The 21,127-nt window shown below is 46.5% G+C and carries 26 protein-coding genes and 1 tRNA gene; 12 read left to right on the top strand and 15 right to left on the bottom strand.

What is annotated here, in order from left to right:
- Window positions 1-87: 87 nt before the first annotated feature.
- Window positions 88-756 (bottom strand): sugar transferase, encoded by a 669-nt coding sequence (locus PMG25_RS24170; protein ID WP_283769449.1) that lies wholly within the window; start codon window positions 754-756, stop codon window positions 88-90.
- A 483-nt stretch (window positions 757-1,239) separates the two neighbouring features.
- Here PMG25_RS24170 and PMG25_RS24175 point away from each other — a divergent pair, with 483 nt between their 5' ends.
- On the top strand, window positions 1,240-1,806 hold the full coding sequence (locus PMG25_RS24175) for a hypothetical protein (RefSeq protein WP_283769450.1): 567 nt from the start codon (window positions 1,240-1,242) through the stop codon (window positions 1,804-1,806).
- 3 nt (window positions 1,807-1,809) lie between these two features.
- Here PMG25_RS24175 and PMG25_RS24180 read toward each other — a convergent pair whose 3' ends face one another.
- From PMG25_RS24180 to PMG25_RS24200, 5 genes are all read right to left on the bottom strand, one after another.
- Window positions 1,810-2,958, bottom strand: coding sequence for a histidinol-phosphate transaminase (locus PMG25_RS24180; protein ID WP_283769451.1), 1,149 nt, complete (start codon window positions 2,956-2,958; stop codon window positions 1,810-1,812).
- A gap of 90 nt (window positions 2,959-3,048) precedes the next feature.
- On the bottom strand, window positions 3,049-3,711 hold the full coding sequence (locus PMG25_RS24185; protein ID WP_283769452.1) for a YqiA/YcfP family alpha/beta fold hydrolase: 663 nt from the start codon (window positions 3,709-3,711) through the stop codon (window positions 3,049-3,051).
- A 207-nt stretch (window positions 3,712-3,918) separates the two neighbouring features.
- Window positions 3,919-4,470, bottom strand: coding sequence for a Spy/CpxP family protein refolding chaperone (locus PMG25_RS24190; protein WP_430540984.1), 552 nt, complete (start codon window positions 4,468-4,470; stop codon window positions 3,919-3,921).
- A 34-nt stretch (window positions 4,471-4,504) separates the two neighbouring features.
- A complete protein-coding gene (locus PMG25_RS24195) occupies window positions 4,505-4,894 on the bottom strand; it encodes a hypothetical protein (protein ID WP_283769454.1) in 390 nt (129 codons plus the stop codon).
- Window positions 4,891-5,487, bottom strand: coding sequence for a sigma-70 family RNA polymerase sigma factor (locus PMG25_RS24200; protein WP_283769455.1), 597 nt, complete (start codon window positions 5,485-5,487; stop codon window positions 4,891-4,893). Before PMG25_RS24200 ends, PMG25_RS24195 begins: the two co-directional genes overlap by 4 nt.
- A 159-nt stretch (window positions 5,488-5,646) precedes the next feature.
- Here PMG25_RS24200 and PMG25_RS24205 point away from each other — a divergent pair, with 159 nt between their 5' ends.
- The 9 genes from PMG25_RS24205 to PMG25_RS24245 all read left to right on the top strand — a co-directional run bounded on the left by PMG25_RS24205 (window position 5,647) and on the right by PMG25_RS24245 (window position 14,443).
- Window positions 5,647-6,846 carry an ATP-grasp domain-containing protein gene (locus PMG25_RS24205; protein WP_283769456.1) on the top strand — a complete coding sequence of 400 codons (1,200 nt, stop codon included), beginning with the start codon at window positions 5,647-5,649 and terminating at the stop codon, window positions 6,844-6,846.
- Between the two features lie 31 nt (window positions 6,847-6,877).
- Window positions 6,878-7,825 carry a succinate--CoA ligase subunit alpha gene (locus tag PMG25_RS24210; RefSeq protein WP_283769457.1) on the top strand — a complete coding sequence of 316 codons (948 nt, stop codon included), beginning with the start codon at window positions 6,878-6,880 and terminating at the stop codon, window positions 7,823-7,825.
- A gap of 96 nt (window positions 7,826-7,921) precedes the next feature.
- On the top strand, window positions 7,922-8,869 hold the full coding sequence (locus PMG25_RS24215) for an ABC transporter ATP-binding protein (protein ID WP_283769458.1): 948 nt from the start codon (window positions 7,922-7,924) through the stop codon (window positions 8,867-8,869).
- A 240-nt stretch (window positions 8,870-9,109) separates the two neighbouring features.
- Entirely contained in the window at window positions 9,110-10,207 is a 1,098-nt protein-coding gene (locus PMG25_RS24220; protein ID WP_347178940.1) for an RRXRR domain-containing protein, read from the top strand.
- Window positions 10,208-10,275: 68 nt separating this feature from the next.
- Entirely contained in the window at window positions 10,276-11,919 is a 1,644-nt protein-coding gene (locus PMG25_RS24225) for a hypothetical protein (protein ID WP_283769459.1), read from the top strand.
- 175 nt (window positions 11,920-12,094) lie between these two features.
- Window positions 12,095-12,322, top strand: a complete 228-nt coding sequence (locus tag PMG25_RS24230) for a type II toxin-antitoxin system Phd/YefM family antitoxin (protein WP_283769460.1) — start codon at window positions 12,095-12,097, stop codon at window positions 12,320-12,322.
- Between the two features lie 96 nt (window positions 12,323-12,418).
- Window positions 12,419-12,673 carry a hypothetical protein gene (locus PMG25_RS24235; protein WP_283769461.1) on the top strand — a complete coding sequence of 85 codons (255 nt, stop codon included), beginning with the start codon at window positions 12,419-12,421 and terminating at the stop codon, window positions 12,671-12,673.
- Between the two features lie 12 nt (window positions 12,674-12,685).
- Entirely contained in the window at window positions 12,686-13,123 is a 438-nt protein-coding gene (locus tag PMG25_RS24240; protein WP_283769462.1) for a type II toxin-antitoxin system VapC family toxin, read from the top strand.
- A gap of 102 nt (window positions 13,124-13,225) precedes the next feature.
- Window positions 13,226-14,443 (top strand): cation:proton antiporter, encoded by a 1,218-nt coding sequence (locus PMG25_RS24245; protein WP_283769463.1) that lies wholly within the window; start codon window positions 13,226-13,228, stop codon window positions 14,441-14,443.
- Window positions 14,444-14,573: 130 nt separating this feature from the next.
- Here the strand turns inward: PMG25_RS24245 and PMG25_RS24250 are convergent.
- The 7 genes from PMG25_RS24250 to clpS form a co-directional block, all read right to left on the bottom strand.
- Window positions 14,574-14,655, bottom strand: a tRNA-Leu gene (locus tag PMG25_RS24250).
- Entirely contained in the window at window positions 14,634-15,509 is an 876-nt protein-coding gene (locus PMG25_RS24255; RefSeq protein WP_283769464.1) for a M48 family metallopeptidase, read from the bottom strand. The genes PMG25_RS24250 and PMG25_RS24255 overlap by 22 nt, the downstream gene beginning before the upstream one ends.
- A 227-nt stretch (window positions 15,510-15,736) precedes the next feature.
- The gene (locus tag PMG25_RS24260; RefSeq protein WP_271937459.1) at window positions 15,737-15,928 is read right to left on the bottom strand and encodes a DUF2949 domain-containing protein; all 192 of its coding nucleotides are present in this window, start codon (window positions 15,926-15,928) and stop codon (window positions 15,737-15,739) included.
- A gap of 458 nt (window positions 15,929-16,386) precedes the next feature.
- On the bottom strand, window positions 16,387-16,908 hold the full coding sequence (locus PMG25_RS24265) for a DUF192 domain-containing protein (protein WP_347178936.1): 522 nt from the start codon (window positions 16,906-16,908) through the stop codon (window positions 16,387-16,389).
- Window position 16,909: 1 nt separating this feature from the next.
- Complete coding sequence (gene nblR, locus PMG25_RS24270; protein WP_283769466.1) at window positions 16,910-17,605, bottom strand: response regulator transcription factor NblR; 696 nt, start codon at window positions 17,603-17,605, stop codon at window positions 16,910-16,912.
- A gap of 36 nt (window positions 17,606-17,641) precedes the next feature.
- The gene (locus PMG25_RS24275; protein ID WP_283769467.1) at window positions 17,642-18,472 is read right to left on the bottom strand and encodes a CPBP family intramembrane glutamic endopeptidase; all 831 of its coding nucleotides are present in this window, start codon (window positions 18,470-18,472) and stop codon (window positions 17,642-17,644) included.
- A gap of 13 nt (window positions 18,473-18,485) precedes the next feature.
- Window positions 18,486-18,767 carry an ATP-dependent Clp protease adapter ClpS gene (gene clpS / locus PMG25_RS24280; protein WP_283769468.1) on the bottom strand — a complete coding sequence of 94 codons (282 nt, stop codon included), beginning with the start codon at window positions 18,765-18,767 and terminating at the stop codon, window positions 18,486-18,488.
- Window positions 18,768-18,938: 171 nt separating this feature from the next.
- Between clpS and PMG25_RS24285 the strand changes: the two genes are divergently transcribed.
- Together PMG25_RS24285 and PMG25_RS24290 are read left to right on the top strand one after the other, a co-directional pair.
- Complete coding sequence (locus PMG25_RS24285) at window positions 18,939-19,520, top strand: Uma2 family endonuclease (RefSeq protein ID WP_283754934.1); 582 nt, start codon at window positions 18,939-18,941, stop codon at window positions 19,518-19,520.
- Between the two features lie 81 nt (window positions 19,521-19,601).
- Window positions 19,602-19,946, top strand: a complete 345-nt coding sequence (locus PMG25_RS24290; RefSeq protein ID WP_283769469.1) for a hypothetical protein — start codon at window positions 19,602-19,604, stop codon at window positions 19,944-19,946.
- Here the strand turns inward: PMG25_RS24290 and PMG25_RS24295 are convergent.
- A complete protein-coding gene (locus tag PMG25_RS24295; protein ID WP_283762142.1) occupies window positions 19,943-20,137 on the bottom strand; it encodes a hypothetical protein in 195 nt (64 codons plus the stop codon). The two genes, PMG25_RS24290 and PMG25_RS24295, sit on opposite strands and share 4 nt — an antisense overlap.
- A 206-nt stretch (window positions 20,138-20,343) precedes the next feature.
- Window positions 20,344-21,105, bottom strand: a complete 762-nt coding sequence (locus PMG25_RS24300) for a Uma2 family endonuclease (RefSeq protein WP_283769470.1) — start codon at window positions 21,103-21,105, stop codon at window positions 20,344-20,346.
- Window positions 21,106-21,127 lie beyond the last annotated feature (22 nt).

A 21,127-nucleotide genomic window follows, 5' to 3' on the forward strand; every position in this document is an offset into this window, starting at 1 on the left:
AAAACCCCAATTTCCTTTCCCAAAAAGAAGAAGGGTCAACAGCCGTTGACCCTAATACAGTGTCACCTTAAAACCTAGCTCAATCTTTTAACAAGCCCCTGTCCGACGTAAGACTACATGAATAGTTTGCAAAATAATCCGTACATCGTACCAGGGAGTCCAGAGGGACTGATATTCTAAATCCAAACTGACAATATCTTCAAAATCACTCACTAAAGAGCGTCCACTCACCTGCCACTGTCCCGTTAAACCCGGCTTCACATCCAAGCGTCTCCAATGATGGGGTTTGTAGCGAATCACTTCCTCATGGATGGGGGGGCGAGTCCCGACTAAGCTCATTTCTCCCAGCAACACATTCCAGAATTGGGGAAATTCGTCTAAACTGGTTTTGCGTAAAAAGTTCCCTACCTTAGTCACACGAGGATCGGACTCATTTTTGAAGATGAGACCCTTAGCGCGATTTTCCACATTGGATTTCAGGCGATCGGCATCCATGACCATCGAGCGAAATTTATAAATAGTAAAGGGCTTACCCTGGAGTCCATAGCGGCGCTGACTGAAGAAAATGGGCCCAGGACTATCGAGTTTAATGGCAATGGCGATCGGAATAAAGATTAGAGCTAAAATCAGTAAACCTACTAGACTGCCGACAATATCAATGCCACGCTTAACCGGACAATCCGTGGAAGGATGATTAGGTCTGGGCAGAACTGATACCAAATCCCAGGTTGAGCCGAGGGAATAATCGCTATTCATAAGGCAATATTAGGTAAGGAACTTATGGAACTTGATACTGGTATAGGGTGTAAGATACTTCTTATGCTAAATCAACCCTCTGAGTTTTGTGTAGCGGTAAGGCTGAAGCTTGTTGAAATCTTTAAAATTGTCCCCCTATTCCATCAGTTATATGAAGTTTTGATGAAGTTAGGTTAGGAACTAACGATAGGATTTACACTGAAAGATAGATCCAATAAATGTAACAATGAATCTGAAAAGGTCAGTGAATTGATGAAACGAGCGATCGCCAACGGGTCAATCCCTGAACTATGAACTATCTGAAGATGTCTTGGGTCAGATGCCTCTTTTTGGCAAGAAGTAATGGGATAACCGTTGCCACCCAGAGTTAATGCACTTAAACTAGGTTTGTTTCGGAATACATCCGGATGATCCATGGCTATCGAGCCAAATGTCCCATACTCCGTCATAACATCTTGTGAACTTCACCGACTACGATCGCAAATGGATAGCAATAATCTAAACTGCTACCAATCTTCTCCTTCCCCAAGATCTGCCTCGACTTCACATCATGGAGTTCATGGAGTTCAGGGGAATCCCAAACATAACCCATCTCATACTCGCAAACTTGGTCAAACGGTGTTAGAGGTGTCCGATCTCGATCCCTTGAGTCAATTAAAATCAGGAAAATTGTTGATGGTCAATAAGAGCCGTCGCAATGGACTGATCGTCTATAAGCGCTATCATGCAGAATTTGCCGGCCCTGGGGCGGCGGTAGGTGGAAACTGTGATTCAGATTGTCATGGGTTCTTACCTGTGGGCAATCTCGATCTCGTATCCCCAGAAAATTGGGAGGAGCGAAGGCAGGCTTATTTAATTCGCCTTCAATGGATTCGCTTTACCCACCAATTTACGGATCAAACCATCCCTCTCAATCGGGCGCAAAAGATTCTTCAGCATTTTGAAGCGTTTTTCGGCGCAAAAACTTTGTCCACCATACCTGATGAGGCTTTATCCTTGATGGTGGGCGTTTTTCCAGAGACGATTCATGAGGCTCGATTGCTCAGTTGAGTGTCAGTTAGGGATGGCAACTGAGGCAAAAAGGCTGTTGAGTCTGTGGTACGTGCGTTGATTTTCGTCAGGATTGCCAATGGTAATCCTTAGTCCTCCACCGGTATGACGAATCAGAGTGCCTTGGGTTTTGAGACGATCGCCGATTTCTTGATGAGTCAGTTGGGCTGTAGAATTTAGGCGAGCGTAGAGAAAATTAGCTGCACTTGGCCAAACTTGCAGCAGAGAAATTTGGTTTAATCGATCCTTGAGGTGTTCTCTCTCTTGTAATAGGGGGCCAATGGTGCTGAGAAGGGGTTGACGATTTTGGAGTACCAACAGGGCTGCCAGTTGGGAAAAGGTAGGTAAGTTATAAGGCAGGCGGACTTTTTCTAGGGCCTCAATCAATTCAGGGTGAGCAATTGCATAACCGACGCGATGGGAGGCTAACCGGAAGGCTTTAGAAAAGGTGCGTAGAATCACCCAATTGGGGTGTTGATCCAATTCAGGGACAAGGGTGTGTTGACTAAATTCAAAATAGGCTTCGTCAATCACCACCAAAATTTCTGGAGGCAATTGTTTTAACCACTGGATTTCTTCAGGGGTCAGGGGGTTACCGGTGGGGGAGTTGGGATGTACCATAAACACCACCCGAATCGGAGGATTATGGGCTTCTAGAGCATTTTGAGCCGCTTGCAGATTGGTTTCAAAGGTTTGGGGATGGCGATCGACGGTAACAACGGGAATCCCCAAGGTTTGGGCTAAAATCCCATACATGGAGAAGGTGGGATTAGCGGTTAAAATCCCGGCGCTCTCACCTAAACAAGTGGCCATCAGGATGGAGCGAATCAGTTCATCGGAGCCGTTTCCTAGGCAAATGTGATCGGGGGAAAGGGCAGAGTCTGGAGTGATTTGGGCGGATTCGTTGACATATTGGGCGATCGCCTCTTTTAATTCATGATGACTGCCATCGGGATAGCGATTAGCCTCTAGGGGATGCACATAGAGCTGGGCTAATTTCTGTTTCAGGTCTTCGGGTAAATCATGGGCGCTTTCATTCGTATCAAGTCGATCCAACATTTGGGAATGACTCGCCGCATCTCCGGTGATGCTTCCTGGATGGGGTTTATAGGCACTCAGTTGGGCGATCGCCGGACGAATGAAAGACAACATAAACTTAAGGAACTCATAAGTAGCGGTGAAGATAAAATTAGCATATCAAATTTTATAGCGCTGGTAATGGGTAATGGGGAAACTCCTGTGTTAAGTGATTCCCGGTAAGAAATTTTGAATCCCTTGCCAAATTTGGGGCAGTCGATCGCCTAATCCATGATCGCTCTCTAACTCGATTAGCTTCACCCCAGGTCGGCTCTGGGCATAGTCTCGGCTCTGTTGAATGGGAATCACCTCATCATTTAATCCATGAAAAATCAGGGTCGGGACAGCACGGGTGAGAGCGGAAGGGGGATATTCAAGCAAATCGGGGATTAAGCCATAGTGTAGGGGGAGCGCTTTCTGTTCTCCATAATGATAAATCGGCCAATAGCCCTGGTTTTGCCAGTCTTGCCGTTCTGAGGCTGTAAATTGAGCCATCCAATAAGCATAAAATTCAAAAGCAGGAGCCAGTAAAACTAACCCCTGCACTTGAGGATACCGTTGTCCCAACCAAGCGGCTGTTAATCCCCCAAAACTCGAACCCATGATATAAACTGGCGTTTCTGGGGAGGGGAATAAACCAGCCACCTGTTGCAATTGCCGAGTTAAGGTCAGATGGGAAAAATCCCCTTGATTGAGATCGGGGACATGGAGGGTGAGATGGCGATCACTAAATTTTTGGGCGATCGCCTTTGCCTTAAAGGACTCAGGAGAAGATGCAAACCCATGAAGATAGAAATAGAGCGCTTGGCGCGGTAATGGGGAAACCATGACAGCTAGATTACACTCCCAAGGACAGATTTGATATCAAGTCCGGTTAAACCCTTGTCATTGCGACCGGAGGGCAGCATTCGCGCTGCGTGCAAGCTTCGCTTTCATGTCGGCGACAGCCGAAACGCTACAATTAGCTATCTGGATCGAGATTGCTTCATTCCACTTCGTTCCATTCGCAATGACATAAATGACATACTATAAACCTTAGAATTGAGAATTATCCAAATTCCGATTATTCCCACCCGGTCGATTACCCCGACGATTTCCTGGGCCATTGGAAAAGCGATCGCGCCTTTGATTCATCATCTCGCCAAACTGTTGCCGTTGACTCTCATCCAGCACACCGCGAATCTCCATCATGCTCTCAAAATGCAGATTTCCCATTTGTTGAGCCAACTGTTGCACCTGCTGATGTTGGGCCCGAATTTGGTTCTCATTAGCATTTCCCGTCATTAAATTCCGCAACTGCTCGCGAGCTTGCTGCGTCGCTTCTCGACTTTGGCTCAATTGGGGTTCATAGCGCTCTCGAATGGCTTGAATTTGCTGTTGCTGTTGTTCCGACAGATTCAACTGTTGCATCAATCTCCCCTGGGGATTAGGGCCCCGTTGGCCAGGGCCTCCCCGTTGAGCGATCATCGTACCCTGACGATCCCAATTGCCGTGGGGTTGAGCTTGAGCCATTCCCCCACCCAGAACCAACACAGTTAAAGTAACAGCACACACACGAGCGATAGACATAGGTTTAACCGACATCATGTTACAAGACCTCTAAGATTGATTGAATGAAAAACTAATTAGATGGGGCATCTTCCCATAGAAACCACGGATCTTCGACAGAGGAAGAGGGTTGACCGATCCCTTGCCAAGTGTCTTGGAGAAATTGATCTAAGGATGCAATTTCTGCTTCCGATAGGGGTTGGCTGGCCATTTGGGTAGACCAGCGAGCATATCCACCGATCGCCAAAACCACACTCGCGGCGATCGCCCCGAAAACCCACACTTTTTTCCGGCTGCGGGTTACCCTCTTTTCAGGATCGAGGCTCTGAATTTCTTGCATCATCCGATCTTCGAGTTCCATCCCCTCCGATGGAGGGCAAGACCGATATTGATGCAGAAACGCCACCAGGCGATCGTCTTTTTCCTGGTCACCCGATGAAGAGTGAGAATCGATCGGCTTCATAATTGCACTCCCTGTTCTTCCAAAAAGTTACGCATAGCTGCTCGGCTATGAAATAACCTAGATTTCACTGTCCCCACAGGAATCTGTAAAACCTGGGCAATTTCCTTTTGCGGCAGATCTTCCAAATCATGCAAAACCAGAACCGTGCGGTGTTCCCAGGTCAATTGCTCCAGACCCCGACGCACCAAATCTTGGTAATGAAGCTGCATTAAATCTGATGTGTCTTCAGACACAGACAGAAGATCCACATTCAAAGACAATTGATTTTGTTTGGCCAATTGTCGCCGTTCATCCGAGGCTACATTGCAAGTAATTCGGTAGAGCCAAGTAGAAAACTTGGCTGTTTTCCGAAACTTGGGTAGTCCTTTCCAGGCTCGCAAAAACACCTCCTGAACTAAATCATCCAAGTGAGACGGCCCACAAAGTTGATAGAGGGTAGAGCGCACCTGCAATTGATAACGGCGATATAATGGGCGATAGCTCTGGGGATCTCCCTGAAGACATTGATGGACTAATTGTGAGTCATTCTCTAAGGCTTCTGACGCACCCTGGCTTAGGTGAGTCCCCCAAAGATGAGCTAATCTAGCAACCACTAAACCCGTTCCTCGTCATTGGTGATTTCTGTATATTTAGACTGTGGGGAGGGACAGAAGGTTCAATCGGGTCAGTGATAAATTTAAAGTCTAGAGATTTAAATTCTAGATAAAATAAAAGATTACAAATCACCCATCTTGTCTAACCCTTAACAATCTATGGATTTACTAGAGTATCAGGCTAAGGAATTATTTGCGGAGATTGGCATTCCTATCTTGCCGTCTCAGTGCATCAACCATCCGGCTGACTTGAAAGGATTGAAGATTCCCTATCCCGTGGTCTTAAAATCCCAAGTGCGTGCCGGAGGTCGGGGTCGGGCCGGAGGGGTGAAATTTGCCGAAAATACCATTGATGCGGTGGCTGCGGCCCAGGCGATCGTCAATTTGCCGATTATGGGCGATTATCCAGATGTGATTTTAGCTGAGGCTAAATACAATGCCGATCGCGAACTTTATTTAGCAGTAGTGTTGGATACCCATGCCAGGCGACCGGTGCTGTTAGGCTCCAACAAAGGCGGTGTCGATCTCGATGCAGTGATGGAACACATGCAAGTAGTGGTGGTCGATCAGGGCTTTTCGCCGTTTTATGCTCGCCGTTTGGTGTTGAAGATGGGACTCCAAGGGCGATTAATTCAATCGGTCAGCCAGATTATTGAAAAAATGTATCGGTTGTTTGTCGATAAAGATCTGGATCTGGTGGAAATTAATCCGTTGGGCGTGAGTCCTGATGGTAGTGTGATGGCTTTAGATGGTAAGGTAACGGTGAATGACGAGGCCTTAAACCGCCATCGAGATTGGGTGAAATTGTGGATTAAAAATGATTCTAGCTTCATCGATCCGCCTCCATTGACCTCAAGTAAGAATGGCGATCGCCCCCCGGAAGAAGATGGAGTTCAGGATTTGGGCTTCCATCTTATGGATTTAGAGGGCACTATAGGGGTTTTATCGAATGGGACAGGATTGATGATGGCTACCCTGGATTTAATCTATAGTAGCGGTGGCCATCCCGCCCGATGTTTAGATATTGCTGGGGACTTTCAAGGGGGATGGTTGGCTGATGAACTGTGCGATCGGATTGAGCGAGGATTGGAATTGGTACTCGATCAGGAGGAAGTGGAGATTTTGTTGGTGAATTTGATGAGCAGCTTAACGCCGAGCGATCGCATTGTTGAAGCGATCATAAAAGGATTAGAGCGGCGATCGCGATCGGTGACGAATTCTAACGTTCCGGTTATTCTGAGGCTGGTTGGAGATGCCTTGAGTCCGGAGATCGAAGAGCGGTTAGCTCAGTTTCAAATGACTTGGATAGAAGACCTAGAAGCAGCGATTAAAGCGGCTTTGGTTCCCAGTCAACAGTAAGTGTTCCCTCAAATAAGTGCCCTAATTACCCATGAACTTTAGTCATACTCAAAAAGTATTAGTCCAAGGAATTACCCAGGCCTTAGGACGAGTCCATGCCCGGTTAATGAAAGAGTATGGCACGAATGTGGTGGCGGGGGTGAGCGCAGGAGAAGGGGGCCAAGAAATTGAAGGCATTCCTACGTTTGATTTGGTGGAAGAGGCGGTTCATCGGGTGGAGGGGATTGATACCTCGTTGATTTTTGTACCGCCCTATGAAATGCTAGATGCGGCTCTAGAGGCGATCGCCGCCGGAATTCGCCATCTGATTTTAATTCCCTCTGGGATGCCTCCCCTGGATATGGTGAAGTTACTTCGCAAAGCCGAAGTCACAGAAACCTTGGTGTTGGGGCCCAACTGTCCGGGGATTATTGTCCCTGGTCAAGTGCTACTGGGAACCCATCCTAGCCAATGTTATACTCCCGGTCGCATTGGTCTGATTAGTTGCGCCGATACTCTGACCTATCAGGTGGCTTTAGAGTTAAGTAAAGCAGGATTCGGTCAATCGGTAGGGGTGGGTTTAGGCCGAGAAACGATTTTAGGGTCTTCGTTTGCCCAATGGTTACAGATTTTAGAAGAAGACGACCAAACCGATGCGATCGTTTTAGTGGGTGAGATTGATGGGTTAGGGGGAGAGGAACAAGCGGCCGAATACATCATAGAAGCCATTGATAAACCCGTGGTCGCTTATTTAGCGGGTCAACGGGCCCCCCAACCCCGTCGTAAGGGCCATGCAGCGACTTTGATTGCGTCTCGGTTATTGGTCACTGAGATGAAAGCCGGACGGGGGTCAATGGTGAGTAAAGATATTAGCGATCGCAAGTTAGAAGCGTTTAAGGCGGGTAAAATTCCTGTGGCCGAGAAACCGGCGGATATTCCTAAGTTGCTTAAGACTCAATTAAGACGGACTTCATCCGCGAAGAATACGAAGAAGTCGTAAGCGATCGCCAGAGAAAAAGGTTACAGTTTTGGAAACATGACTGCCAAATCCTAGTCCCAGAAGCTAGGCTGATAGTTAAGCTTTAGATTAAGGATTATGGCAAACGAACTGGCAATCCGGACTTGTGGACTGACCAAGCAATTTGACCGCCATATCGCGGTCAACGATCTAGATTTAGAAGTCGGACGCGGTGAGGTCTACGGTTTAATTGGCCCCAATGGTGCAGGGAAAACGACCTTAATTCGCATGTTGGCAGCGGCCGAAGAACCGACAACTGGGGAAATTTACATTAACGGCGATCGCCTCCTCAGAGACCATTCTAACCCCACCCTCAAACGGCGCATTGGTTATCTACCCGACGATTTCCCCGTGTATGACGATCTCACCGTTTGGGACTATTTAGACTATTTTGCCCGCTTATATCAACTCAAAGACCCCCGCCGTCGGCAACGCCTCTATGATGTGCTAGAACTGGTACAACTGGGCAATAAGCGCAATAGTCAGATTTCCACCCTCTCGCGGGGGATGAAACAACGGCTTTCCTTAGCTCGAACCATTATCCATGAACCGATTGTGTTATTGCTCGATGAACCGGTGTCCGGCTTAGATCCCATTGCGCGAATGCAGTTTCGGGAAATTATCAAAGTTCTGCAAGAAGCAGGAATGACCGTTTTAATTTCCTCCCATGTCCTCAGTGACTTGGCAGAACTCTGTACGTCCGTGGGTATCATGGAATTGGGCTACTTAGTCGAAAGCACAACTCTAAAAGATTTGTATCAGCGCTTAAGTCGTCAACAAATCTCGATCGCCACCTTGGGATCTCAAGATGCCTTGATTACAGAACTGAAACAGTTTTCCCAGGTGGACGGATGGGAAACCCTCTCATCGGGTCATTTGCGGGTGAACTTTAACGGAACCCCAGAAGAGAGCGCCCAGTTATTGCGATCGCTCATTAGCGCTAATTTACCCATAACTGAGTTTTACTCTACCCAGGAAGATTTAGAAACCATCTTCCTGAAATTGGGTCATAAGCAAGCATCTTAAGTTAATGCCCTCTGTAAAGGATATGTCACTGACTCCGGGCTGAAGCCACGGAGATTGAAAACAGCCAAGTTTTCGTAGTAGTGACTAGACCGCCGCGCCAAACAATCCCACACACTTCCGAATACTTCCCTAGTTCGGATTATCTGTAAGCCTGTTGGTTCAGGCGTTGGGTTAAGCCAAGACATGGTTTGTTTGGTGGTCAAAGGGACTTAAACAATGTGGGTTATACCAATCATGCAGATACTTAGGATTCCAGTCGTAGACAAAGACCACAAGCCACTCATGCCCACAACTCCGGCGCGGGCGCGTAAGTGGATTGAATCAGGGAAAGCCGTCAAGCGCTGGTCGGATTGCGGTCAGTTCTACGTGCAACTGACCGTTGAGCCATCAGGATGCGAGACTCAGGATATCGTTATTGGGATTGACCCCGGCAAGAAATATTCTGGCATCGGCGTTCAATCTTCTAAGTTCACGCTTTACACGGCTCATCTAATTCTCCCGTTCCAAAAGGTAAGAGACAGGATGGACAATCGCCGTTTAATGCGTCGGGCAAGACGAGGACGCAGAATCAATCGCAAGGTTGCCTTCACAAAACGTGCCCATCGGCAGAAACGGTTTGAGAATCGTCGGCAGGGCAAACTTGCCCCATCGATTCGAGCTAATCGTCAACTCGAACTGAGAATCGTCTCAGAACTCTGTAAGATATATCCAGTGATTGAGATTCGTTACGAGTATGTAAAAGCTGATGTTGATCTGACGAGCGGACGCAAAAAAGCGAAATCAGGCAAAGGATTTTCACCTGTAATGGTAGGTCAAGCATGGGTGTTAGAGCAGTTAGCTCAGTTTGCGCCTGTGGTGAAAATCGAAGGCTATAAAACAGCATTGGTGCGTCGTGAGTTGGACTTGACAAAAAACAAAGCAGACAAGTCCAAAGCTGAGTTCAACACTCACGCTGTAGACGGGGTTGCCATTGCTGCATCGCACTTTATCGAGTACCGCAAGTATCACAAGGTTAGCGAGGATGGCGCAACGTGGTTTGGTTCCGTCTGTATCACCACTGCACCGTTCTTTGTGATTCGTAGACCCCCTTATTCCCGTCGGCAACTGCATCTCATGGTTCCAGCGAAAGGAGGGAGTCGCCGTAAATATGGCGGATCTACAACTCGTCACGGTGTTCGTAAAGGTGACTTAGTTCAATCTCCAAAAGGGATTGGTTATGTTTCCGGCGATACCGAAAAGCAAATATCTGTCAGCGATGCCAACTGGAAACGGTTGGGGCAGATCGCAGCAACTAAAGTCACTCTGATCCGCCGATCAAATGGCTTGATTGTTGCGTAAACATTGCACTGTAAAGCCGTCCTAAAAGGACGGGTTCCCACCCACATTTTCTGATGAGACTAGATGTAATGAACATTATTGGGGAAATTAACCCCCAACTCTTCCGAGAACTTAAAGGTCGGTTTAATCCTCGGAATATCATGGTTGCCGGTGGCATGTCTTTGTTTGCCCAAGTCTTGGTACTCTTTGGCTTCCTCAACGAATTACCCGATCGCCATAGTGAATACGACCGCTACTGTACCGGAGGAAAACCAGAATACTACTATCACAGCTTACGCTGTTTAACCGATCAGTTCGCTAAACCGGAAATTAACTGGCAACTCTGGTGGTCAGATGTATTTGTCTGGTTAACCGTGGTGGGTTTATTTGCCCTATTGGTTGGGGGAACCTATCTGATTATCAGCGACCTCGACCGAGAAGAGCGCAAAGGAACCCTAAATTTTATTCGCCTGAGTCCCCAGTCTACCCAACACATTCTCTTAGGTAAAGTTCTAGGGGCCCCTAGCTTACTGTATTTTGGCTGCTTCCTCGCCTTTCCTCTCCATCTGTGGGCAGCAATTAATCTGCATATGCCCCTCGGATTACTGGCCCTCTATTATGGCGTGTTATTGGCCTGTAGTGCCTTCTTCTTCAGTGGTTCCATCCTCTTCGGTTTGGTCAGCCATTGGATGGGTGGGTTCCAGGCTTGGTTAGGTGGGGGTTTAGTCACCGCTTTTCTGTTTATCACTTCCATGATGCGGGTTGAAGATGCGCCCATTGATATCCTGAAACTGTTTACACCCTCTAGCTTACTTCCCTATATGATCGGGGAAAAATGGTTGGGTAATATTCAGCTCTTTAATTACGATTTAATTGATTTACTCAAGCATTCCATGGAATGGCACTGGTTTATACTGCCCATTGGCCAAACTGTGGTCGGCTTAAGTTTAGCCATGGTCGTCACTTGTGGGGTATGGACAGCTTGGAATTGGCTGGTGATCGATCGCTGTTTCCGCAATCCCAATAAGACTTTAATCAGCAAACAACAGTCCTTTTGGTTAACCGGATGCTTCAGCGTCTTCACCCTCGGTTTAGCTCCCCATGGATATGAATTTGAGAATCTTTATACTCTACTGGTGTTCAACCTGATTTTCTTTGCGGGATTAATGGCCGCTTTGTCTCCCCAAAGACAGGTTTGTGTAGACTGGGCCCGGTATCGCCATATGTCGGAAACGCGCCATCAAGGGCTGTTCCAAGACCTGATGTCTGGAGATAAAAGTCCAGCTCTATTGGCAATCGCCTTAAACTTAGCCGAAGCTCAGTTAATCATTCTCCCCTGGATCTTAATGTGGCCAGGCGGAACAGACGATATTCTCCATGGAATCTTTAACCTGGTATTGAGCTTTTCCGTGCTGCTCGTTTATGCCAGTGTTGCCCAACTGATTATGATGATGAAATCCAAGAAAAGCGGAATTTGGGCAACCGCAGCGATCGGTGGAGCAATTTCTCTGCTTCCCTTAGCCTTCCTGGTTCTCTCCGCCTATCCTGAAGAAGCGCCCCTGCTCTGGATGTTTACCATCTTCCCCTGGGAAGCGCTCAACCATACATCCGCTCTGACGGTCATGTTCTCCGTGTTAACCCAATGGTCAGTAGTTGGTTTAGTGGCCACCCAATATTCACGGCAACTACGCCAAGCCGGTATTTCGGCCTCTAAAGCCTTGGGTCATGCATAATCGGCGATCGAGAAGAATGGATTAAAATCAGGAACTGCTTTAATCCAGATTTTCATTTCCCCTAGCCCTTTGATCTGGGCAGGGGTTTTTCATGTTAAAGACCGATTCTATTATAAGGAGGTTATACTAGGGCGTATAGTTTCCTCGCCTAGATGGGTTGATTGACACAGAAGTGATGCAACAAGTTGATATTGTCTATGCTCAAGCTCAAATTGGTAAACTACTTGAGGTGGCTTTGAATGGGGATGAAATTATTATCACCCGCGATCGCCAACCTGTCCTCAAGTTAAGTCCATTTTCCTCCCCTGGAAAACGACGCAAACGAGGCAGTGCCAAAGGACAAATTACCATAGCTCCAGATTTTGACCAGCCCCTTGAAGAGTTCCAGGAGTATATGGAATGAAGTTCCTGTTAGATACTCACGTTTTTCTCTGGTTTATTAATGATAGTCCTAAGACGTTACAATAGTCTCAACAGACCCAACCGCTTTCAAACAGCTATGGCCAATCCATCCATAACCGAGCAACTTCATCCCCTAGAAATCCGAGTCGCCACTTTAGAACAAGAACTCACCGCAATCAAACAAACCTTATCCCACATCACCGCTCCAAACCCCCCGCACCTCGAACAAGAATGGGAAAGATTTGCTGGTATATTTAGAGATGACCCTGACTTTGAAGCGATTCTGGACTCCATTCATGCCGAACGCAATTCAGAAGATAACTCAGAAGTCGATCCCTCCTATTACCAGTAGGAGCAACTCAAAGTGTCTCCATATATTCTAGATACGGACTGTGTTTCCTTAATTCTCTACAACCATCCCCAACTAATAGCCAACGCAGACAAAAACCAGATAGCGATTACCATCATTACCGTGCAAGAACTCTTCAACGGTTGGGTCGGCAGAATCAACGACCCCTCAGAAATCAATAATCTGCCAGCATTATATGCCAAGCTTTCCTTGACCCTAAAATTCTTAAAAACTCTGGAAATTCTTGACTTTACACCCGAAGCCGACCAGTGTTTAAAGCAACTCTTAAAAGAAAACCCTCCATTACGCAAAAATCGACTGCAAAAAGATATGCGAATTGCCGCTATTGCCCTATCAACAGGTGCTACAGTCGTCACCCGCAACCAACGGGATTTCCAGCAAGTTCCTGGACTAACAATAGTAGATTGGACAGCCGGTAGGGTGGGCAAGTGAGGCAGCAATAGTATTCAACTTCTATAACTTTTGCCCTGCCCACCCTAGGATAGATTGGCTTAAACATCATCCCTATTCACTATTCACCATTACCCAAACTTCATGTTACTTGAATTCGCCTTAATTATCCTGGTAGCGCTCCTCTTTTATTATCTGTTTATACGGATAAAAATGCCGGGATTATTGGGATTAGTCACGACCGGATTACTCATTGGCCCCAGTTTTCTTGATTGGGTGAGCGATCCGGTTTTAGAACTTTTAAAAGAATTTAAAACTGTAGCCCTAATTGTTATTTTAATTCGTGCCGGATTAGGCATTAATCGAGCCACATTAAACACCATTGGCGGGCCAGCCATTCGCCTCAGTTGTATTCCCGGAATCATTGAAGGAAGCACCATTTTATTGTTATCTCATTTTCTCTTAAATTTAACGTTAATTGAAGGAGGAATGTTAGGCTTTATTTTAGCCGCCGTTTCCCCTGCGGTGGTTGTCCCCTCCATGCTAGAACTCAAGGATGCGGGTTGGGGAAAAAATAAAGAAGTCCCCACTTTAGTGTTAGCCGGTGCATCCGTTGATGATGTATTTGCCATTACCATTTTTGGCGTTTTTGTCGGTTTAGCTACGGGTGAATCCTTGAATTTAACCCATATTTTGGTCAGTGTTCCCCTAGGAATTTTTGTTGGTGCAGCCATTGGAGTGGGGATTGGATTTGGCTTGGTGTGGTTCTTTAAGCGCTATCATCTCCGGGATACGAAAAAAGTGATTATCTTTATGATGATTGCTGTTTTATTTTATGAATTTACAGAACTCGATGTCGTGAAAAACGCGATCCCGATCGCCGGTTTGTTGGGAATTATGGCGATCGGCTTTGTCATCCTAGAAAAATATGATACCCTCGCCCGTCGCCTAGCCGCTAAATTTGGTAAGGTTTGGGTGTTAGCGGAAATTCTCTTATTTGTTTATATTGGCACACAGGTAGACCTGAATCAAATCAGTGTGGAGGTGTTGGGGATTGGCGTATTGATGCTATTTTTGGGTTTACTCGCTCGCAGTCTCGGAGTCTGGCTTTCCTTACTCAAGTGCCATCTGAACCGGAAAGAAAAGATCTTTTGTATGATCGCCTATTGGCCGAAAGCCACAGTACAAGCGGCCATTGGTGCAGTGCCCCTGAGTTTGTTTTATGACGGCAAAATGACCTCAATGACGGAAGCCACCGGACAGACTATTTTGGCGATCGCCGTTTTGAGTATCATTATCACCGCACCTCTGGGGGCGATCGGTATTCAATGGAGCGGCCCAAAACTCTTGAGCAAACCGTAAACTAGAAATACAGCCCTTTGCGCTGTTATGATCGACAGTCACAACAATATAGGATTGGGTTGCTCTCAGCACCTCCGGGTATGAGTGTGAAAGCCTTGATACGCTTTTATTGCTATTTGAAATAACTATATGGGCGGAGAGAGACTCGAACTCTCATACCCGGAGGTGCCACATTTTGAGTGTGGTGCGTCTACCAATTTCGCCATCCGCCCTTATGGATAGCTCGATCATTATAACCTATTTTCAGATTTTGCAACAGGTTTTGATAATCTTGGCTTTTTCCCCATCGATCGACTTCTCTGGCACGGAGGACGGGAACGGGGTGGGTGAGTTCAGCAACTTGGGCTTCTTTGAGCAGTTGACCGAGTTCACTCTCATCGATGCGATCGTAGGCGCGAGCTTGGTCGATGAAGGCATCGAGGTTAAGCTGGGGGGCAAGGGAGGGCGATCCACCGGCGAGTTTCATGAGGACAGACATGACGACTCTGGGGTTTTGGCTGACGAGGAGGGCGGAGCGATCGCAGGAAAACTCCGCACATCTGACCCATTCCATTAACTGGCTTTGCAGTTGTTGAGCCACCAGAGTTCCCCAGTTGGGCACTAAACTGGCTCCGATTACCATCAGATTGGCTAAGGTGAGGTATACCCCATGATCGCATTTGAGATGGCCTAATTCATGGGCTATAACGGCTTGAATTTCTTCGGGATTAAGCAGTTCGATCAAAGAGGTATGCACTACCATAAAGGGTTGCCGTCCCCGCATGGCGAAGGTATAGGCGTTGGGAACGGGATGCTGCTTAATGTAGAGTTGGGGCGGTTCTAGGTCTAAAATTCGGCTGGCTTCTAGGAGCAACTGGTGTAAATGGGGCAGTTGGCGATCGCTCACCAAAATACTAGAGGCAATATTATCTAAATAGAAATATTTTTCCCCCACGGGAGCCAGCAAATTACGGATCACCATATCCAGTCCGGGCAGTTGCTTGAGCGCTTGCGTCGCTTCGCGATCCAGGGGATGACGGAAATGATCGGCTTTAAGGCCCCTAAAAATCAGTTTTGATAACTCCATAGAACACTTCAACTTTCACGATTTGGTCAATGAACTGAATCAACACTCTCAATTCCCAACTGATTGTAGCAACAATTGCTAAAAGCGGGTTGAACCTTCAACCCGCTTTTGGATGTTTAACTTGTTGATGATTACCTGATGAAGCGTCATCCAGGCATTAGTTAGAATCCGTTTTAGAGCGACGATCAACCCTAGCCTCCATAGTCTGATTCCACTTGACCTGAGATCTAGGCAGTTTCCAGCCAATCAAAGATTTGATCGAGCTGCTCTAAAGTGACTAAACCGTATTGCCACAACACCATGGGCAAGGGGCCGGGATCGTGTTCGCACTGTCTCATGGCTAAGGAGATCGAAGAAGAAGAGATCGATAACTCGTCTTGTAAAAACCGAATTAATTTGGCGTAGCTTCCAGGGGACATAATCAAATTTTTCACCTCATTATCTTAAAAACTTATTTTGAAATCAGGATTTGTTAATTGGGTGGTGGCGGAGTCAGTTTATATTCTGTCCCCGTCATCTAAGCATAATTCAAGGGATTTAATCCAGGATGTGATCGTCTACCCTCTTGCAATAGGATCTCGATCACAATCTGAGCCAAGGTAAGAGTCTGATGAGCAGGATATAAAGTTCCAGGAGATCTGGAGCGTCTCCGATCGCAGGTTTACCCCTTTTCCCAGATCTTGAGGTTGGGTTTATAACTTCATTATTATGCTTCAGGTTTTTCAGACTATCAAATCTTTAAGGTTTTGTAAAGACTTGTACAGATTTTTAACCGATTTTGTTGATGGGGATCAACTCTGAGCCATAGAGATTGGAAGATAAACTGGCGAAAACCCTTGACCAGCAAGAGATCCAGAACATGAGGAACAGGGAAAGATTAGGGCGAATCTAAAAACTGAATTTCTAGGCGATCGCCCACTTGTAGGCCTAACTCTGCTGCTCGTCCAGAGCGCAACTCAATCACTTGATTGACGGGTTCATTCGGCCCATAAACAGGACAAGAAGGAGTAGTACAAGGGGGAACCGAAGCGGCGATCGCTTTCACTTCTCCATCAAGCAAAAAGACCATATCTAAGGGAACCGGGACATTTTTCATCCAAAATGTCAGGATTCTAGGAGAAGAAAACGGAAATAACATGCCCCGATTATCCGGTAATTCGGGTCGATACATTAATCCTAAAGCCTGTTGTTCAGGAGTGCGAGCCACTTCTAGATCGATGGGTTCTCCAGAAATTTCCACCTGTGCAGACACTTCCAACTGCTGTCCCTTGGGGTTCTCTTGCGCGATGCGATCGACAGAAGCAGGGGGAGGGGTTGATCTGGCACATCCGATGGTTCCCAAACTTAATAACAGTGCCAACCCCAACACTATCCCATTCACGTTTCTCTTCTTTCCCATGTCAAGGTTCTCGCAAAACATAGCCGACACCGCGCACCGTCTGAATGAGCCGCTTTTCCCCCTCATGTTCAATTTTCAGCCGTAAGTAGCGGATATAGACCTCAATCACATTCGATTCTCCCATAAAGTCATAGCCCCAAACCTGCTCTAAAATCTGTTCGCGGGTTAAGACATCGCGGGGATGTTCCATCAAACACTTGAGCAGTTCAAACTCCTTCATCGTTAACTCAATTGCTCGTCCATCCCGAAATGCCTTGCGAGTACCGAGATCCAAAATCAGGTCACTAAAGCGCAACTGTTCATTATTGTCCGTATTACTTTTCAGATAGAGTCGAAGTCGTTCTAAAAATTCTTCTGGGCGATAGGGTTTAATAAAATAATCATCGGCTCCCGACTCTAGACAAGCCACCCGGTCTTCTACCGTATCTTTGGCCATTAACATTAAAATCGGGGCCACAATTCCCTGTCCCCTCATTTTTTCACAAATGCTTAACCCTGAATCCCCGACTAACATGCGATCGATAATAATTAAATCGGGTTTAATCCGATCCGCTTGAGTCAGAGAGAGTTTCGGATCGCTTGCCAAAACTGGATCGTAACCCGATTCTTGTAAGTCCAGACTCATTTTTTCAGCTAAGTTCGTATCACTCTCAATCACCAGGATACAAGGGTGAGACTCAAGGACAACGGTGTTCATAAGATTCGAGTTGACCCGGTAAGGATTCCTAGGTTATCAGGGATTGTCCTGTTTCAGAACTCTGCGCGATCGCCGTCTGACCCAAAAGCCAATCCCACTGAGAAATAATATCCCCATCATACCCGCTAGGGGATTTTGATCAATACCAGTCACCCAAGGGGGAACGGTTTGGGTATACTCAATCAGTTGACCCACATTGATTACATAAAAGGTGGCCACCAACCCCGTATGCAGACCAATCGACAAACCCAAGCGTCCATGGGTTGCATATTTGGCCCAAACCAAGGTTAAACCCAAAAGCACCAAACCGGGAAACTGAACCCAAGTTCGCAGAATTTCCCCTAGGGGTTTAATAAAGTGTAAAATCGCAAAAATGAGGGCATTGATCCAAGCGCTGCGGTTCGGAGAATAATCCCGTTGCAGTTCACTCAGGAACCACCCCCGAAAAAACAGCTCTTCTGCACAACCGACTCCGAAACCCACCAGAGCTGCTTCTAAGATGACTTGAGTCATGGATGCAGGTAAGGGTCGCCACATCACCCAACCCATTAGCTCTTGTATGGTAAATAACCCGAAAAGACAGGCAACAGCAACACACAAACCGGCCAAAAACTCTAAGCGGTTGGCTTGGGTTAACCGCACCCCATAATATTTGAAGAGACAGGGAATAGGGTCAACCCAACGAGACCAGACATACACCAGCACCAGGAACTCTAGATATAAGATACCCAGGGCTAAAATGCTCTGCCAGTTGGGGTCAGGAACCCAGACATAAATGGGCAAAGCGATGGGTAACCAAACGCACAAAAGCACCACCAAAAATCGGAAGATTCGTTGTATGGCTGGTGCTTTTTGCCTTTTCCCCACGGGGTTATCGCTTTTATTCTTCTGGCTCAATGGTGCTAGTGAGTCCGTGATTATTCAGGGTTTCGCTGTAAAATTCGGCATGTTCCTGAGCGCAGGTAATCACTAGGGCTAGGCCACTATTGTGGGCTTCCATCATAATACTGACCGCTTGGGGCTGAGTTAAGCTCGACACCGTTTTGAGCAGGGTTTCGACGACATATTCCATGCTGTTGAAGTCATCATTATGGAGTAGCACCCGATAACGAGGGGCTATTTTGCGAGTTGTCGATCGTTTTTCAATGGTTTCTACAGACATAGCTTTATACCTCTGGTTAATGGAGCAAAGGAAAGCATTTGTATTTGAGTGATTAAATGCTAAGAACTCTGATTGGCTTGATACAGCGCTCTTTTGTAAACCTAAAGTGAAATTATAGCATTCCCTGTTCCGATTGTTATTATGTATGGACGATCGCTTGAGGTTAGTCACATGGTTATCACCCCATCATCAATAGAAGCCAACCCAAACGCGGTTTTGGTGGGTAATCTCACTTGGGACAAATTAGAAACACTCGATGCAGGGTTTGTCGGAACGGGAGCGCGTTTAACCTATTTAGATGGATATTTACAGATTATGTCTCCTTTATCAGAGGCTCATGAAGAACCGAAAAAAACCTTGAGTCAGCTTTTGGAAGCTTATCTGCGCGTAAAAAACATTCGTTTTTACGCCCGTGGGAGTACCACACTGGGTTCTCAAGACTTGGGAGGTCGAAAAGAGCCGGATGAGTCCTATTGTTTACATGAGAAAAAATCAATTCCAGATTTGGCAATTGAGATAGTGTTGACCAGTGGTGGTATTGATTCGTTGGAAGTGTATCGTCGGGTAGGAGTACCAGAGGTATGGTTTTGGGAAGATGGCGCGATCGCCGTTTATTCGTTGCAGTCTACGGAATATCGGTTGGTAAAAAATAGCGAACTGTTGCCCGATTTGGATTTGCGATCGCTGGAATTGCATTCGCGCATGGCCGATCAGTATGATGCAGTGAATGAATTTGTGAGATTGCTGATGTAATATCAATGAACAACGAACAATGAACAATGATATTCTGTCTGTTGCATGGAGAACCTGGATAACATCCAACCTTGTCAAATTGTGTACTTAGAGGTTAACGGCGATCGCCTCTACAGTGAAGTGATTCAGATTGTTACCGCTAGAAGTCTGGCTTGGGTGCGTCCCTTAATGCTGGTGGAATGGGCTGATCGACACCCCTCACTCTCACCGGACTTGCCCGTTTATTATGATTTACGTCAGGGGCCCGATCTTTTATGGCCCGTCCATGCATTTCATCCGGCCTTAGACACCGATGTGATTCCTATCATTGCAAAATTAGACCCAATGCACCTCGCGAACTCTAAGGGGAGTGAACATAATCAACAGCTACGATCCTTTATCGATCGCCTCTGGAGTCTGAATCAAAACCCAGAATCAGAACCCTAGGGGTTAGAAACCAATTGAATACGCCCTTCATCCATTTCGGTCATCAACAATTCGAGGGCTTCATAATCTACATCAGAAATATGGCCTAAGCGCGTTAATTCCGCATTAATGGCATTTTCCAATTCGGGGGTGAGCCGTTTTAAGTAGAGGATCTGCTCTACCAACCGACGGATTAAACTGGTGGGCATCATAATTGAACCTCACTTTCTTGGTATACCTATAGTTAACTGTCAATATCTAGGCTCAGATGTGATCGAATTAGCGAAATTGAAGTGATAGAGATCACTACGTGCCGGGGATCGCGGGAGGATCAACACTTGGGCTGATTCATTCGATCAATTGGTTAAAGTAATGATACCTATAAGACCTATAAGGAAAATCCCCCAGATTGGCAATTCTAAAGAGAATCAGGATCGATATTTAACTGTCGTAGTTTTTCTCGTAGCTGTTGTAAATTGGATTCAGCACTCTCGGCTCGCTGTTGTTGGAGATCGGCTCTGTCTCGTTCGAGTTCTTTTTCTTGACGTTCGCGATCGCGTTCAAGTTCAGCACTCTCGGCTCTTTCCTCTGGTGTCAGATAGCGCTTTCCCTCTTCATCATACCAATAGAGCCATTCTCTCTCTATCCCTTGATAGGTTCCTTGCCCTCGACCTATGCCTAAATTGAGTTCAGATAACCATACCGGTTCCCCTGATAATAATTCATATTCACCCCCCTTAAGTTGATAAACCTCTAATCGCTGTTGCTGTGTCCGCAGGGGGTTATAGATTACATAGTAGGGAATTCCCAGTTGGGCATAGTGTTGTTTTTTCTCGCTATACTCTCCTCTTCTGGTTTTTGAGACGACTTCTAAGACTAAAGTCGGAATTTGTTCCTCTTCCCAGAGAACATAGGATAAGCGTAAGCCCTCATCAATAATTCTGGGGACACCGATACTCAAAAACCCATCCGGGACAATGGCCGGTTGGTTGGGGTCATAGTATACTCCCATGTCTACCCCAAAAAACCAATCCATGCGCTCTGACCAAATTAAAGCCAGCACTGCTTCAAGAAGTCCGGGAATTAGATGTTGCAGTTGATTATCCACAGGAGTCTCGTCCGAGTCGGGTAAATCTTTTGCCGAGGGGAGGTAATCTCTAGGAGTATATTGGAGGTACATAAGTTCACTTGGCAAGTTTTTC

The organism is Roseofilum capinflatum BLCC-M114 (assembly GCF_030068505.1).
In the GTDB taxonomy this organism is placed as follows: domain Bacteria; phylum Cyanobacteriota; class Cyanobacteriia; order Cyanobacteriales; family Desertifilaceae; genus Roseofilum; species Roseofilum capinflatum.

Coding starts and splice junctions, on each gene's coding strand:
- PMG25_RS24170 (WP_283769449.1), bottom strand. CDS start 756: ATGAATAGCGATTATTCCCTCGGCTCAACCTGGGATTTGGTATCAGTT.
- PMG25_RS24175 (WP_283769450.1), top strand. CDS start 1,240: ATGGATAGCAATAATCTAAACTGCTACCAATCTTCTCCTTCCCCAAGA.
- PMG25_RS24180 (WP_283769451.1), bottom strand. CDS start 2,958: ATGTTGTCTTTCATTCGTCCGGCGATCGCCCAACTGAGTGCCTATAAA.
- PMG25_RS24185 (WP_283769452.1), bottom strand. CDS start 3,711: ATGGTTTCCCCATTACCGCGCCAAGCGCTCTATTTCTATCTTCATGGG.
- PMG25_RS24190 (WP_430540984.1), bottom strand. CDS start 4,470: ATGATGTCGGTTAAACCTATGTCTATCGCTCGTGTGTGTGCTGTTACT.
- PMG25_RS24195 (WP_283769454.1), bottom strand. CDS start 4,894: ATGAAGCCGATCGATTCTCACTCTTCATCGGGTGACCAGGAAAAAGAC.
- PMG25_RS24205 (WP_283769456.1), top strand. CDS start 5,647: ATGGATTTACTAGAGTATCAGGCTAAGGAATTATTTGCGGAGATTGGC.
- PMG25_RS24210 (WP_283769457.1), top strand. CDS start 6,878: ATGAACTTTAGTCATACTCAAAAAGTATTAGTCCAAGGAATTACCCAG.
- PMG25_RS24215 (WP_283769458.1), top strand. CDS start 7,922: ATGGCAAACGAACTGGCAATCCGGACTTGTGGACTGACCAAGCAATTT.
- PMG25_RS24225 (WP_283769459.1), top strand. CDS start 10,276: ATGAACATTATTGGGGAAATTAACCCCCAACTCTTCCGAGAACTTAAA.
- PMG25_RS24230 (WP_283769460.1), top strand. CDS start 12,095: ATGCAACAAGTTGATATTGTCTATGCTCAAGCTCAAATTGGTAAACTA.
- PMG25_RS24235 (WP_283769461.1), top strand. CDS start 12,419: ATGGCCAATCCATCCATAACCGAGCAACTTCATCCCCTAGAAATCCGA.
- PMG25_RS24245 (WP_283769463.1), top strand. CDS start 13,226: ATGTTACTTGAATTCGCCTTAATTATCCTGGTAGCGCTCCTCTTTTAT.
- PMG25_RS24255 (WP_283769464.1), bottom strand. CDS start 15,509: ATGGAGTTATCAAAACTGATTTTTAGGGGCCTTAAAGCCGATCATTTC.
- PMG25_RS24260 (WP_271937459.1), bottom strand. CDS start 15,928: ATGTCCCCTGGAAGCTACGCCAAATTAATTCGGTTTTTACAAGACGAG.
- PMG25_RS24265 (WP_347178936.1), bottom strand. CDS start 16,908: ATGGGAAAGAAGAGAAACGTGAATGGGATAGTGTTGGGGTTGGCACTG.
- nblR (WP_283769466.1), bottom strand. CDS start 17,605: ATGAACACCGTTGTCCTTGAGTCTCACCCTTGTATCCTGGTGATTGAG.
- clpS (WP_283769468.1), bottom strand. CDS start 18,767: ATGTCTGTAGAAACCATTGAAAAACGATCGACAACTCGCAAAATAGCC.
- PMG25_RS24285 (WP_283754934.1), top strand. CDS start 18,939: ATGGTTATCACCCCATCATCAATAGAAGCCAACCCAAACGCGGTTTTG.
- PMG25_RS24295 (WP_283762142.1), bottom strand. CDS start 20,137: ATGATGCCCACCAGTTTAATCCGTCGGTTGGTAGAGCAGATCCTCTAC.
- PMG25_RS24300 (WP_283769470.1), bottom strand. CDS start 21,105: ATGTACCTCCAATATACTCCTAGAGATTACCTCCCCTCGGCAAAAGAT.